The organism is Streptomyces sp. Edi4 (genome assembly GCF_040253615.1).
GTDB lineage: Bacteria > Actinomycetota > Actinomycetes > Streptomycetales > Streptomycetaceae > Streptomyces.
This window is the reverse complement of record NZ_JBEJGY010000004.1, coordinates 1,224,496-1,238,013: the sequence shown is the minus strand read 5'-3', so window position 1 is coordinate 1,238,013 and position 13,518 is coordinate 1,224,496. Positions and strand designations below refer to the sequence as shown.

The 13,518-nt window shown below is 71.1% G+C and carries 14 protein-coding genes; 8 read left to right on the top strand and 6 right to left on the bottom strand.

Going from position 1 to position 13,518, the window contains the following annotated elements; translation table 11 throughout:
- The first annotated feature begins 90 nt into the window (after nt 1-90).
- The 3 genes from ABR738_RS07630 (at nt 91) to ABR738_RS07620 (ending at nt 1,691) form a co-directional block, all read left to right on the top strand.
- Nucleotides 91-246 (top strand): hypothetical protein, encoded by a 156-nt coding sequence (locus tag ABR738_RS07630; protein ID WP_350229219.1) that lies wholly within the window; start codon nt 91-93, stop codon nt 244-246.
- Nucleotides 247-873: 627 nt separating this feature from the next.
- Nucleotides 874-1,068: a hypothetical protein gene (locus tag ABR738_RS07625; protein WP_350229218.1), complete on the top strand. Its 195-nt coding sequence runs from the start codon at nt 874-876 to the stop codon at nt 1,066-1,068.
- A gap of 158 nt (nt 1,069-1,226) precedes the next feature.
- Entirely contained in the window at nt 1,227-1,691 is a 465-nt protein-coding gene (locus ABR738_RS07620) for a hypothetical protein (RefSeq protein ID WP_350229217.1), read from the top strand.
- Nucleotides 1,692-2,806: 1,115 nt separating this feature from the next.
- On the opposite strand, the gene ABR738_RS07615 is transcribed toward ABR738_RS07620, so the two are convergent.
- The gene (locus tag ABR738_RS07615; protein WP_350229216.1) at nt 2,807-4,897 is read right to left on the bottom strand and encodes a hypothetical protein; all 2,091 of its coding nucleotides are present in this window, start codon (nt 4,895-4,897) and stop codon (nt 2,807-2,809) included.
- 442 nt (nt 4,898-5,339) lie between these two features.
- Nucleotides 5,340-5,630 carry a barstar family protein gene (locus tag ABR738_RS07610; RefSeq protein WP_350229215.1) on the bottom strand — a complete coding sequence of 97 codons (291 nt, stop codon included), beginning with the start codon at nt 5,628-5,630 and terminating at the stop codon, nt 5,340-5,342.
- 191 nt (nt 5,631-5,821) lie between these two features.
- Here ABR738_RS07610 and ABR738_RS07605 point away from each other — a divergent pair, with 191 nt between their 5' ends.
- Nucleotides 5,822-6,427 (top strand): PadR family transcriptional regulator, encoded by a 606-nt coding sequence (locus tag ABR738_RS07605; RefSeq protein ID WP_350229214.1) that lies wholly within the window; start codon nt 5,822-5,824, stop codon nt 6,425-6,427.
- A 103-nt stretch (nt 6,428-6,530) separates the two neighbouring features.
- Here the strand turns inward: ABR738_RS07605 and ABR738_RS07600 are convergent, their stop codons facing one another.
- Complete coding sequence (locus tag ABR738_RS07600) at nt 6,531-6,959, bottom strand: type II toxin-antitoxin system Rv0910 family toxin (protein ID WP_350229213.1); 429 nt, start codon at nt 6,957-6,959, stop codon at nt 6,531-6,533.
- A gap of 143 nt (nt 6,960-7,102) precedes the next feature.
- The gene (locus ABR738_RS07595; protein WP_350229212.1) at nt 7,103-7,294 is read right to left on the bottom strand and encodes a hypothetical protein; all 192 of its coding nucleotides are present in this window, start codon (nt 7,292-7,294) and stop codon (nt 7,103-7,105) included.
- Nucleotides 7,295-7,550: 256 nt separating this feature from the next.
- Here ABR738_RS07595 and ABR738_RS07590 point away from each other — a divergent pair, with 256 nt between their 5' ends.
- The 3 genes from ABR738_RS07590 (at nt 7,551) to ABR738_RS07580 (ending at nt 10,394) form a co-directional block, all read left to right on the top strand.
- Nucleotides 7,551-8,069 (top strand): peptidase, encoded by a 519-nt coding sequence (locus ABR738_RS07590; protein ID WP_502964048.1) that lies wholly within the window; start codon nt 7,551-7,553, stop codon nt 8,067-8,069.
- Between the two features lie 134 nt (nt 8,070-8,203).
- Complete coding sequence (locus tag ABR738_RS07585) at nt 8,204-9,187, top strand: EamA family transporter (RefSeq protein WP_350229211.1); 984 nt, start codon at nt 8,204-8,206, stop codon at nt 9,185-9,187.
- 190 nt (nt 9,188-9,377) lie between these two features.
- Nucleotides 9,378-10,394, top strand: coding sequence for a DMT family transporter (locus ABR738_RS07580; protein ID WP_350234469.1), 1,017 nt, complete (start codon nt 9,378-9,380; stop codon nt 10,392-10,394).
- 39 nt (nt 10,395-10,433) lie between these two features.
- On the opposite strand, the gene ABR738_RS07575 is transcribed toward ABR738_RS07580, so the two are convergent.
- Complete coding sequence (locus ABR738_RS07575; RefSeq protein ID WP_350229210.1) at nt 10,434-11,105, bottom strand: pyridoxamine 5'-phosphate oxidase family protein; 672 nt, start codon at nt 11,103-11,105, stop codon at nt 10,434-10,436.
- A 35-nt stretch (nt 11,106-11,140) separates the two neighbouring features.
- Between ABR738_RS07575 and ABR738_RS07570 the strand changes: the two genes are divergently transcribed.
- The gene (locus ABR738_RS07570) at nt 11,141-12,481 is read left to right on the top strand and encodes an aminotransferase class I/II-fold pyridoxal phosphate-dependent enzyme (protein WP_350229209.1); all 1,341 of its coding nucleotides are present in this window, start codon (nt 11,141-11,143) and stop codon (nt 12,479-12,481) included.
- On the opposite strand, the gene ABR738_RS07565 is transcribed toward ABR738_RS07570, so the two are convergent.
- Nucleotides 12,475-13,494 (bottom strand): DMT family transporter, encoded by a 1,020-nt coding sequence (locus ABR738_RS07565; protein ID WP_502964047.1) that lies wholly within the window; start codon nt 13,492-13,494, stop codon nt 12,475-12,477. The two genes, ABR738_RS07570 and ABR738_RS07565, sit on opposite strands and share 7 nt — an antisense overlap.
- Nucleotides 13,495-13,518: the final 24 nt, after the last annotated feature.

Sequence of the window (13,518 nt, the reverse complement as noted above, 5' to 3'; positions counted from 1 at the left end):
ATGGCGGCCTGAACCACGGCCGGATCTGATGCCCTCGCGCCGCGGCCAGTGGTGGATGCACCGGGTTCCATGGGTCTCGCCGGAGGCGTCATGGATGCGACGGACGTGCTCGATGAGCTGTCCGTCGCGCTGTCGCCGGGCGGGCTACGGGTGCCCGATCCGAGCAGGCGCCACTGCGTGGGCGCCCAGGTCCTTCGCGGCGTGAGCGACTGGACGGCCGGAGGTCTGGACTTTACGGACGGCTGACTCACACAGCCGCCCGATCCCCGCCCGCGCCGCCAACAACGCGGCGAAGGTCGCCTCCAACGCCTCCAACGCCTCCAACGCCGCCAACCAGGCTGCCGCGGCGGCAGCGGGCGCGGCCGAGGCAGCCGCGCGCGCCGGGAACGCCGCCGCGGCCGCGGCGAAGGACGCCATCAAGGCATCGGACGCGCGCAAGGCCGCCGACCAGGCCCGCGCCGCGGCCAAGGGTGCCAACGCGGCATCCAGGGCGTCCGGCGAGGCGGCCATCGCCGCCGACAAGGCGGGTGAAGCCGCCACGGCCGCCGCCGGCGCGGGCGGCAACGCCGACGCCGCCGCATCCGCCGCTGAAGAGGCCGGCGCCTTCGCCGACCAGGCCGGCGCCAGTTCCGCCGAGACCCGGGCCGCCGCCGCGTCCGCACGCCTCCATGCCAAGGAAGCGACCCGCGCGGCCAACAGAGCCGCCACGCGAGTCCGCGGCCGCCGCACGTGAGTCCCGCAACGCGGCCGACTCCGCGGCCAAGCACGCGGAGGCCGCGGCCACGGCCGCCGACGAGGCAGCCGTCCACGCGGGCGAGGCCGGCACCCGCCGCCAAGGAGTCCGGCAAGCACGCCAAGGCGGCCCAGACCGCCATGGACAAGGCCACGGACGCCGTGGCCCAGGCGAAGACGACCCACGCACTCGCCGGAATGGTCCCGGGAGCCGGTGAGGTCGCCGACCTGGCCAACACCGGTTGGTACGGCCTTGAGGGCGGCACCCTGAACGCCTCCCTCTCAGCTGCTGCCGCAGTGCCTGGCCTCGGGTGGGGCGCCACCGGAACCAAGTAGGGCAAGAACCTTTACCGCGGTGTCGAAGCGTTCATGAAGGCCGACTGGGCCGGGACCGGAAGCGTTGCCCTCTGGAAGGCCGCCGGGAACAAGACATCGTAGAAACGGCCATGAAGCATTGGGGGGCCCACAAAGCAGAGTTCCCGAACTCAGGCGGGGTGGTGTACAAGAAGAAATCGAATACACTCACCGCCTACGACAAGGATGGCAACCCCAACACGCTGTACCGCCCGACGAAGAAGTCACCCGAGAATCCCAGAGGATTCCAAGAAGATAACCTTGAGGAACACCTCAGGGGGGCAGGGAAGCGAGCTTTGGCCAGGGACAACGGGAAGGGAGAATCTGTCTTGAACGCGGAAGAAGTAGACAAGAGCGAGACGGTCTGCCGGGTCTGCGGCTACTCGGACGGAGATCTCTACCGCGATGGCGGAGGGTGGCCGACCGGCCTCATCTGCGCATGCTGCGGAGGGCAGTCAGGAATTCAGGACGCCACTCTCCAAGGCGTGCGGGAATTCCGAGGATACTGGCTTGGCCTGGGAGCCCCCTGGGACTCGCCAAGTGAGAAGGCGGAGCGCTGGGACTTGCTGGAACAGATCTCCAACATCGAGCCCTCGTGGCGCTGATCATCAAAGGCTTCACTGATCGGTAAGCGCAGGGGGGGAACTTGACCCGATAAGTCCCACCATGCGGAGGTCCGCGTTCCCGCGGCAGGTGCCATGGGGGCGCGGACCTCTGGCGTAGGGCCGCATGCCAGTTGTCGCCCCGCGATCATCTGGAGCGCACCGGACTCTCAGAAGCTGTCGTCCTTCCGGGCGTAATCGCTGCGTTTCCACTGGACGAGAACAGAGCCGGTGACCCGGCGGAAGTCGTGGCCTGCCGGGTTGTTCCTTGCCGGGAGGTCATGGATGTGACCTGCTCGCCTTCGGTGCGTTCTGGCGTCCGCATCGGACCGATCAGGTAGCGACCGGCAAGTATCCCGGGGACGGCCGGCCCAGCACGCCAACGCCCCGGGTTCTTCCCAATGCGCCATCCACACGGACGCACGCCCCGTTTTTTCAGGCTGGACACAGCCTTCCGCTCCTGGCGCGCACGGGAGACCGCGCTGCCCCGGCCGGGGCAGCTCAACCTGCGCGGTCTGCGACCGTTGGTGCGGGCCGGTGACGCGTACTCAGGCGGGGCGAAACCCTTGGGGTTTGCCCCGCTGCCACGCGGCAAATCCTAGCCCGGACAGCGCTACCGCCCGTGTTCCTCCGCCTCCAGAGCGGCCCTCACCGCCACGCAAGCCCGGCCCGGCCGGCATCGCACCGCCATCACGACCCTGCGAAGTCCGCAGAGGACCGCTGCCGCCAGGACGCAGCCAGCACCTACGCAGGACGTGCTCGCAACGTTGCAGGCAGAAGGCATTCCGCCGGCGTCGGTCGAACTCCGACGAGACGAAACGGCCAGCGGTCAAAGTTCAGTGAGAACGGTCGAACTTTGCTGAGACAGGTCACGGGTGTCCCGTCGCGCATGATCTGGCCCCACGGATCGGCTGTGATCAGCGGTGACCAGATCGGTTGAGACGTTCAACTGCCGGAAAGCTGAGGTGAACTGGTCCCCGAGTGACAAGGGCGAGCGTTATCTCGGATGATCTGGTCTGGCTGAGGAGAGGCAGTGGCGAGCCCACGCGTTGTGGAGAGGCCTCGCCGGTAACGACCGGCGAGGCCCTCCGTCGAGACCGGGCGGCACGCCCCCCTGGTCAGTGGCGGAAGAGGAGGACCGTGCGTCCGTAGGGGGCCGCGGTGTCGCCCGGGATGCCGTGGAGGTTGGCCAGGGCGGGGCTGTCGGCGCTGCTGACGTTGGGGACCTCGGTGAAGGGGCTCCAGCTCCCGTCGCCCTTGTCGTCGCGCATGGACCAGTACAGCTGCTCGGAATCGGCCTTTGCGCGTACCACGCAGATCGGCCGGCCGAAGTTGACACCAAGGGCCGGGCCGGACACAGCGGTGCCGGGCAGTTGCACCGGGTCGCTCCAGAAGGCTGAACCGTCGTACTGGGACGCCCAGATCTGGTTGCTCTTGCTGCGCCAGACGCACAGAGGGTTGCCGCCCTGCCCTGTCATCAGCGCGGGGTCGGGGGCGGCACCCGGGCCGGAGACACGCTGCCTGTCGCTCCACCTGGTGCCGTCGAACACCCCGAACCGCACCTGGTCACTGATGGTCGTGACGGCGCAGCACAGATTCGGGCCGCGGTTGACCAGGGCGGGTGCCCCACGGACTGTCCCAGCGGCGACCCCGCCGAACGAGACGACCTCGGGCGCGGTCCAGGTCGTGCCCTGGAGCTTGCTCAGATACAACGTGAAGTCGTCCTGAGTGAAGGCGCAGTACAGGACGTTGTTGAACCAGGCCAGGGCGGGCCGATGCTGTGTCTTGCCTGCCGGTCCCCGGGTGAACGGGCCCCATGTGGTCCCGTCAAAGCGGGCGTGCCACAGGTCGCCGGGGCCGTCGCCGAAGGACTGAACCACGCAGTCGATCCCGGTGAGGGTGGGATTGGAGGTCAGGGCGGGTGCGCGGCTCATCGCACCGCTGGGGAGTGGAACGGTCGCGGACCAAGCGGGCCCTTCGGGCTTGCCGGGTGTCCCGGGAAGGCTGGGCAGAGTGATCGTGTGGGGGCGGGTGCTCAGGACGCTGGTGCCCTTGGCGACGAGCAAGTAGTGGCCCTCACCCTTTTTGCCGTTGAAGTCCCAGCTCACGATGGCGGAGGAATCGTTGGGCGTGGCCCAAGCCTTGAGGGCGGCGCGGTCGAAGACCATGGTCCGCTCGGCGACGTAGTCGTCCGGGTTGGCGAAGATGTTCATGAAGCCCATCCACGCCAGGACGAGCATGTTGGCGATCTCGACGTAATCGATCAGGTCGTGGTAATCCGGGACAGGGAAGTGTCCGCCCAAATCTTTGAGCTTCTGCGCCATGAGCAGGAGGAGTTCGGAGACCTTGTTCAAGGTCTTGTGCATTTCGTCGAACCACTCCGGCGGGCTCTGGTCCCGCTCCCAGCACACGACGGTGGCGGTCATGAACGCGTCGGCGGTCCCGCTGAACAGGTACGTGCCGCCGTCGATGTTGTGGATCTCGTCCTTGTCGACGTCGCCGTAGGCGCGGGTGACGTTCTTGTGCCTGACCCCGGTGTCGGAGGAGGAGGCCGTCGAGAAGTAGATCTCGTCGCTGCCGCTCCACTCGGAGGACTCGCGATAGCACTTGAAGTGCTTCAGTTCCAGCAGCACGCTGTCCAGGGCGCCCGCCGTCTCCGGCCCGCCTTCGCCTGTCGCCGGTGCCGGCTCACGGTGGTCGGAGGCGGTCACGAAGGTGACGCCGTACCCGTACTCGCCCAGCGCCGCCACGAACTCGGGGCCGTCGGACACAGTCCCATCCCGCGGACGATCGAGGTCCACTACATTCAGGTTCGGCTGCGTCCCGAACTCTTCGCGGAGCGCGGGGACATCCTCGACCAGGTCCGCGAACTCGTATCCGTCTTCGACCTTCCGCTCGGTGAGCGTGGCCGGGAACACCGACGCCGTGGCGCGGGCGGTGTGCTCCTGCCCGTACACGCGGCCGAACTCGCGGATCTCCTCTTCGGACAGCCCCGTGCGCAGGAACGCCAGCATGCCCTCCTCGAGCTCCGTCGGCTCCAGGCCCGCGTCCAGGCGGGCAGCCGCGCGCAGCATGACCCCGTACAGCAGGTTCGACCCCCGCGGCGGCGCTGTACGCCCGCCGGCCCGGGCCGAGGGTCCGCCCCTCAGTTGCGCGCGCAACCGCTCCAGACGCGCTGCTTGCGAAACCTCGACATGCTCGGCGGACATGCAGCCTCCAACGATGACCGGACAATGACGCGCCCGAAAGGCGCGTCACCCATCCCACCGGTCGGACACTCTGCGCGACAGATCGTTTACAGCCGACAATCCGCGCCATGCCCCGACCAGAGTTCCCGGATCTCGATGAATCCCCGTCATCCTCGCCTCACGGGCCGGCCATCGCGTGTGCGCTCGACCGCCTTGCCCGGCCCGCCGAACGGGCCGTAGGAAGCGGGGAACACATCGCGCAGCCTCGTCGTCCAGAAACGAGAAGCATCATGCACAGCCCTTGAACAATCAGGCGAACCGGGACATCTGAGTCGGCAAGTACGTCGGGCCAGGTCACTTGAGACGGAGACCAGGTCGGCAGAGAGGGGGCAACGGGCTGTCCCGTCTCACCGGAGTTTGACCCGTCTCATCGAAGTTCGACCGTTCGCCGCTGGACTCCGTATCAGGTGAAACGCACGGTCAGCCTCTCGTCCGGCGCGTTCGGCTCGTCTTCCTCGGCAGCTCGGACCAGGACGGATGCGATCGCCTCGAACGCTTCATCGCCCATCCGGCCACGGCTGACTTCGGCGTTCTCCCAGACGATCTCGACCGGGCGCTCGACGTCCCTGCTCAGCCGGTCCCAAAGGGCGTCCAGGTTGCGCCCGTAGTACGGACCGAAGTCCAGAGGCCCAGCAAGAACCTGGTGCAGGTCCGCCGGGCTTTCGACGAGTGCCCCGTCAATGACGACCCGCAAGGTCCTCCACCTCTCCAACCAGCCGAGCGACCCCACGAAGCCCCCCACCCCCGCAGGCATCGCGCTCCGAAGCCTAACAGTCAAACTTCGCTGAGACGGGACACGGGCCGCCGGTGAAGGGGGTTGCTCAACGAATGTCGCCGATATATCGTTGAGGCATCGCGACAGTTCAACGATGGAAGGAACGAACCATGCGTTCACATGGACACGGACAGCAAGGGCCCGGCCATCGCGGTCGGGGTGACTTCGAGGGCCGGCGCGCCGCCTTCGGGCCCTTCGGTCCCGGCTTCGGCGGGGGGCCGTGGGGTGGCGGGCCGTTCGGGCCCGGCCGTGGCGGCCGGGGCGGGCCCCGGGGCAGGGCGCGGCGCGGCGACGTCCGCGCGTCGATCCTGGCTCTCCTCAAGGACCGGCCGATGCACGGCTACGAGATGATCCAGGAGATCGGCGAGCGCAGCGGCGGGGCCTGGAAGCCCAGCCCGGGCTCGGTCTACCCCACGCTCCAGCTCCTGGAGGACGAGGGCCTGATCACCAGCCGGAGCGAGGGCGGCAAGAAGCTGTTCACGCTCACCGACACCGGGCGGACCGAGGCCGAATCGGGGGCGGACGCACCCTGGGAGGACGCCGGGCGCGGAGTCGACTGGGAGGCCATGCACGAGATCCGGCAGGCCGGCTTCGGTCTGATGGAGGCGTTCGGTCAAGTCTGGAAGACGGGCTCGGCCGGTCAGCGCGAGAAGGCGCTCGCCGTCATCAACGACGCCCGCAAGAGGCTCTACCTGATCCTGGCCGACGAGGACTGAACCTCCGTCACGACGAAGCCCCGCCGCCAACGGCTGCGGGGCTTCGGCCTGTTCGGGCGCGAGCGGGGCTCTCGCCTGTCCGGGCGCGCGGGGCGCGGGGTGCTCAGGCGCACAGCCCCGCGAGCCTACGCAGCGACTCGGTGAGCGCGGCGGTCGCCGAGTCCTTCAGCTTGCCCGCCATGAGCGAGACCGCCGCGCCGGTGAACTCGCCGTCGATGCGCACCGTGGTGGCCGCGCCGTCCGGGACGACGGAGTACCGGTTGGTGACGTTCACGCCCATCGGGCCCTTGCCCTGGACGCCGAACACCCGGCCCGGCTCGAACGCGTCCACCGTCCACGCCACCTCGGCGGGAAAGCCCATCAGCTTCATGTTCTCCATGTAGGTCGCGCCGAGCTCCAGCCGTTCGGGGCCGCCGGTGGGGAAGCTGGTGTGCGTGGCGTTCCACTCTCCGTACGAGGAGAAGTCCGTGAGCTGCGCCCACACCTTCTCGGCCGGAGCGTCGATACGTGCCTCCGCGCTGACCTGGGCCATGCGACCACTCCTTCATAGGGCTTCACAGGACTTCACAGGACTTCACAGGACTTCATAGGACTTCATAGGACGGGGAACGTGTCGCGGAACGTAGCGGCAGGGGGGTGAACATTCAATACTGATGAACCGTCAGATCGGTGAGGTCAGATCCGCGAGGTCTCCAGCGCCCAGATCTCGGCGGAGTCGAACAGGTCGCAGGCGCGCGGCCGCGCCGACTCGTCGTGGCAGTGGAAGGCGGCCCAGAACAGATCACCCGGCAGCGCCTCACGCGGCGCGTACACCCGGTACACGTACTGCATCCCGTCCTCGGCAAGGAGGGCGACCATCCAGCACATCGGCGCTCCCTCGGCGGTGGTGGGGACGGCTGTGTCATGCGGGAAGGACGAGATTCGGCGGTGGCGCGGTTGCGTCGGGGGCGCTGCGCCCCGGCCGGTCCCGCACACGGCGGCCGTGGGTTGCCCCTGAGGGGGAGATTTACGAGATCTCCTCCGTAAGGAGGAGAACCCGGTCATCCGTGCCCACCTTCTGTCGGAGGCGCGAATGCTCCCCCACGGGGATGTTCCGCGCCCCGGCGCCTGATGAGGTGGAGGAGTGCACAGCCCGATTCCCCCAGCGCCCCACCAGGCAGCTTCCCCCGCAGACATCGAAGGCCGGCTCACCGCGGAGCTCGCCTCAGCGGTCGCGGGTGCCCGCAGGCGTGCGCTGCGCGACGGTGACCGGCAGCTGGACACCGCGCATCTGCTGCACTCGCTGATGGAGAGCGATCCCGATGTACGGGCGGCCTTCGAAGGCGGGCCCCAAGTCGCGCGCGTGCTGGGGTACTTGGTGCAGCGCAGCATTGGTTATGGGCTGCGCTGGCAGGGATCGGTGGAGGATTCGGGAGCGGTGCCGCTCATCACGCAGCCCGGCTGGTCGCCCAGCGCGCTCGCGGCCCTCGGCCACGCGTCGCGTCGCGCCGGGGCCAGGGGCGACGACCGGGCCGACGGGCGCGACCTGCTGGCGGCGCTCGCCGCGGACCCCGGGTGCCGGGCGGTCGAAGTCCTGGACCACGCGGGGGTGGAGGCCGCCTGGCTCACCACCCGCCTGGACGGCCCGAGCCGGCGGCCCTGAGGCACCCCGCCGAACGCTCCGGGACCGACCGCGGGCTCCCTCGGTCCGAGCCTCGTACCGGACCCCGCGCGGGGGTGCGTCTCGACAGGCGTCATGAGGATGACGGTCCTGACCCGGGCTGCCATGATGTGCCGATGCACGCGTCTCAGGGGAGAAGCGCCGGCCTGGGGCTCGCCCTGGGGTCGGCCTTCGCATTCGGTGGTTCCGGTGTGGCGGCCAAGCCGCTCATCGAAGCGGGGCTCGACCCGCTGCACGTGGTGTGGCTGCGGGTGACCGGGGCCGCACTGGTGATGCTCCCGGTGGCCTGGCGCCACCGCGCCCTGGTGCTGCGCAGACCCGCCCTGCTCGCCGGATTCGGACTGCTGGCCGTCGCCGGGGTCCAGGCCTGCTACTTCGCCTCGCTCTCCCGCATACCCGTGGGCGTGGCCCTGCTCGTCGAATACCTCGCGCCCGCGCTCGTCCTCGGCTGGGTCCGGTTCGTGCAGCGCAGGCCCGTGACCCGGGCCGCCGCCGTCGGTGTGGTGCTCGCCGCCGCAGGCCTCGCGGGCGTCGTGGAGATCTGGTCCGGGCTGAGCTTCGACGCGCTCGGACTGCTGCTCGCCCTCGGCGCCGCGTGCTGCCAGGTCGGCTACTTCGTCCTGTCCGACCAGGGCGGCGCGGACGAGGAGGCGCCCGACCCCATCGGCGTCATCGCCTACGGCCTGCTCGTCGGCTCCCTCCTTCTGACCGTCCTCGCCCGGCCCTGGGGCATGAAGTGGTCCGTGCTGGGCGCCGACGCCGACATGAACGGCACCCCGGTTCCCGCCGCGCTGCTGCTGGTCTGGATCGTGCTGATCGCGACCGTGCTGGCGTACGTCACCGGCGTCATCTCCGTGCGCAGGCTCTCCCCGCAGGTGGCCGGTGTCGTCGCCTGTCTTGAGGCGGTGATCGCGACCGTCTTCGCCTGGGTCCTGCTCGGCGAGCACCTGGGCACGCCGCAGATCGCCGGTGGCGCGGTGGTGCTGTGCGGCGCCTTCATCGCCCAGTCCTCGACCCCCAGGGCGCCCTCGGGGCCGATCGCGTGCGGCGGGCCGGCCGGCGCCGAAGGGGAGTTGTCGGCCGGGCGCTCCGCCGCCTAGGGTGGCGATCATGCCGATGACCGTACTTCCGCCTCCCGCCGCGTAACGCGGGCGGCCGCACCTCCTGACGAAGACCCTGCTGGGGCTGTCGCCCAGCGGCTCGTCGCTGCCCGCGCACCTGATGCCGCGACCAGCCAGCCGTCTTCCTCGTCGGAGTACGTACGTGTCGAACTCGTCGACGGGTCCCGCCATGGGCCCCTCCACCCCGCTGCCCGTCGGGCGCGGGCTCCTCTACCTCGCCTTCGCCGGATTCGCCTGGGGCACGGCGGGCGCCGCCGCGGCCCTGGTCTTCGGCGCCAGCGACCTCGGACCGCTCGCCCTGTCCTTCTGGCGCTGCGCGGGAGGTCTTGTCCTGCTGCTCGGCGCGACGGCCCTGCGCCGGCGCCCCGCACGCCCCGGCGTGTCCGCCGCGCCCGCACGTCCCGGCGTGTCCGCCGCTGCCCTATCCGCCGCACCCGCGACCCCGCGCGAGCCCCGACGCCGTCGGCTCCTGCGTGTCCTCGGCAGCGGCATCGGCCTGATGATCTTCCAGAGCGCCTACTTCGCGGCGGTCGAGGCGACCGGTCTCGCCGTCGCGACCGTCGTGACGCTCGGCGCGGGCCCCGTCCTCATCGCGCTCGGCGCCCGCCTCGTCCTGGGCGAGCGGATCGGGGGGCCCGGCGTCGCGGCCGTCGCCGGGGCGCTCGCCGGGCTTGCCGTGCTGTGGGTGGGCAACGGCGGCGGCACGGTCAGGCCCGCCGGGGTCCTCCTCGCCCTGGTGTCGGCCGCGGGATACGCCGCCATCACCCTGCTGACCAGGTGGCTCGGCCGCGAGGGCGGCGCGGGGGACCCGACGGCGACCACGGCGTGGGCCTTCGCCGTGTCCGCGCTCTGCCTGCTGCCGTTCGCGGCCGGGGAGGGCCTGCTGCCGCACACCGGGGAGCCGGTGCGCGTCGTCGTCCTGCTTGTGTACGTGGCCGCCGTGCCGACCGCGCTCGCGTACGCCCTCTACTTCGCGGGAGCCGCCGTCGTCCGTTCCGCGACCGTCTCGGTGATCATGCTCCTGGAGCCGGTCAGCGCGGCCGTGATCGCCGTGTCGGTGCTCGGCGAACACGTCACCGCGGCCACGGCGGCGGGCACCGCGCTGCTGCTCCTCGCGGTGATCGGGCTGGCGGCGGCCGAGACGAGGCAGGCGGCGAGGGACCGCCGCGAGACGGTGGCGCTGTGAGGGGCGCCGGGCGGGCGGGCCCGGGGTGAACCAGGGGACTCAGCGCGCGGTGAGGTAACCGGGCACGGCCACCGCGGGGTCGAGGCCGTCCGCCGGGACGGGCGCGCCGTAGGCCGGGGCGAACGGCAGCACTCCGGCCCAGTACGGCAGCCCCAGGTCCTCGGCGTCGTCGTTCGGGCCGCCGGCGCGCACCTTGGCCGAGACCTCGTTCAGGTCGAGCCTGATCACCGCCGTCGCGGCCAGTTCCTTCGCGTTCGGCGGGCGCGTGTCGCTCGAGCGCCCCGGCACGACGTGGTCCACCAGCGCGTTGAGCGCGGTCAGCCGTTCCTGCGGGTCGGTGACCTCGTGGGCGGTGCCATGCACCACGACCGAGCGGAAGTTGATCGAGTGGTGCATGGCGGACCGGGCGAGTACCAGCCCGTCGACATGCGTGACCGTCAGGCAGACCTCCAGGCCGGGGCCGGCCTGGCCCGCCGCGCGCAGCGGGCGCGAGCCGGTGGAGCCGTGTATGTAGAGCCGTTCCCCGACCCGGCCGAAGAGCGTGGGCAGTACGACGGGCGCGCCGTCACGGACGAACCCCAGGTGGCAGACGTACGCCTCGTCGAGGATGCCGTGCACGAGGGCGCGGTCGTAGGAGGTCCGGTCCCGGTAGCGGGCCGGTACGGTGCGGTCCGTGGACGCGTAGGGCGCTGTGGTCGGGCTGTCCGCCATGGCGTTCTCCATTGCACTAGTGCATAATGTTGTTTGTGCTAGGAGAATATCGGATCACAGGACGTCGCGCATCGGAGATTGCCGAGAGCGTGGAACTCGCGGTGGGCGCCGGTGAGCTCGAACCGGGTCAACTGCTGCCTCCGCTGCGGGAGTTGGCGACCGAACTCGGCGTCAATCCCAATACCGTCGCGGCCGCCTACCGGCTGCTGCGCGACCGGGGAGTGATCGAGACGGCGGGCCGGCGCGGCAGCCGGGTGAGGCCGAGGCCCGCGAGCAGCGCCCGCGACCTGATCCGGGTGCATGTGCCCGACGGCGTACGCGACGTCGCCGACGGCAACCCGGACCCGGCGCTGCTGCCGCCGCTCGGTGACGCGCTGGCCGCCGCCGCCCGCGACAACGCGCGACAGCCGGGCCGCTATCTGTACGGGCAGGAGCCCGTGGTCGAGGATCTGGCCCGCCTCGCTCGCGCCGCCTTCGACGAGGGCGGCGTGCCGGACGGGCCGATCGGCGTGCTCTCGGGTTCGCTCGACGCCATCGAGCGCGTGCTCACCGCGCACCTCAAACCCGGTGACGCGGTGGCGATCGAGGACCCCGGCTGGGGCGCGATGCTCGATCTCGTCCCCGCGCTCGGACTGCGGCCCGAACCCATGCCGCTCGACGACGAGGGCCCCCTGCCCCAAGGGCTCGAACGTGCCGTCGCGGCGGGCGCGCGGGCGGTGGTGATCACCTGCCGTGCCCAGAATCCGACCGGCGCGGCCGTGAGCGCGGCCCGCGCCCGGGCCCTGCGCGAGGTGCTGGCCGCCCACCCCGGCGTACTGCTCATCGAGGACGACCACGGCCACGGCATGGTGGATCTGCCCCTGCACCCGGTCGCCCCCGCGACCGGACACTGGGCGTTCGTGCGCTCCGTGGCCAAGGCCTACGGTCCCGATCTGCGGCTCGCGCTGCTCACCGGGGACGCCGTCACCCTGGACCGGGTGCGCGGCCGCCAGCGGCTGGGGCCCGGCTGGGTCAGCCGGCTGCTCCAGGGGGCCCTCGTCGATCTGTGGACGTCGGGCGCCGTCGATCCGGAGCGGGTCGCGCGCTCGTACCGCGAACGCCGTGAGGGCTTGCTGCGGGCGCTGCGCGAGCGCGGGGTCGCGGCGCGCGGCCGCAGCGGCTTCGTGGTGTGGGTGCCGGTGCCCGACGAGACGGGGGCGGTGGCCAGGCTGCTGCACGCCGGCTGGGCGGTGGCTCCCGGGGCCCGCTTCCGCATGGCGTCCGAGCCCGGGGTGCGGCTCACCGTGTCCCGTCTGGAGCCCGAGGACATCGGGCCCCTCGCCGACGCCGTCGCCGCCGCGATCGGGCCGGGTTCGGGCCCCCGTTCCCGCTACTGAGCCCCTCGCCGCGCGCGCGGCCGGCTCTGGGTCAGGGCCGCGCCCGCCAGGACGACGGCCGCGCCGACGGGGGTGTTCCAGCTGAGGTGTTCACCGAGGACCGCGACGCCCGCGGCGGTGGCGATCACCGGGATGAAGTAGGTGACCATCTGCGCCGTGGTCGGACCGACTTCGGTGACCAGGTCGTACTGGAGGAGCACCGCGAGCCCCGTGCCGAGCGCGCCGAGGGCCGCGACCGCGAGCAGCGGCACGAGCGGGAAGGACCTCGGGAGGCCCGCGAACAGCGGGGTGACCAGGGCGAGTTGGAGCGTGGCGAGACCGAGCTGGGGTCCCGTCAGGGACAGGCTGGAGTATCCGCTGCCCGCCAGGGTGCGGCGCACATAGATCCAGCCGACCGGGTAGCAGAGCGAGGCGAGCAGCGCCATCGCCGTGCCGCGCGCGTCCAGACCGCTGAAGCCCTGCCAGGCGCCGAGGACCGTGAGCACCCCGAGGAAGCCGAGGCCGAGGCCCGCGACCCGGCGGCGGGTCGGACGGTCCTCGGAGAGCGCGACCAGGGAAAGGGCCATGCCCCACAGGGGCGAGGTGGCGTTGCAGATGCCGGCCAGGGTCGAGGGGATCGTGAGCTCCGCGTACGCGAACAGGGAGAAGGGCGCGGCGTTCAGGAACAGCGCCGCCACCGTCAGATGCAGCCAGGTCCGGCGCCCGCGCGGCAGCCGTTCGCGCTTGACGGCCATCACCGCGGCGAGCACCAGGGTGCCGAAGAGGAGCCGGCCGAAGGTGACCTGGAACGGCGCGTAGCCCTGGGTGCCGACCTTGATCAGGAGAAAGCTGAAGCCCCAGATCAGCGAGAGCGCGGCGAACCGCACGCGCCAGTCAAGCGCGGCGCCAGGCCCCGGCGCCGAGGCCGGGGCGTGGTGTGGGGCGAGGGAAGCGGAAGAGGGGCGAGGCGGCGTGGCGGTGCTCATGACGACCACGATGAGGCCCGGGACCGCGTAGTACAAGCGAAATTTCATCGCGATGATCGGTTAGCATCGCTT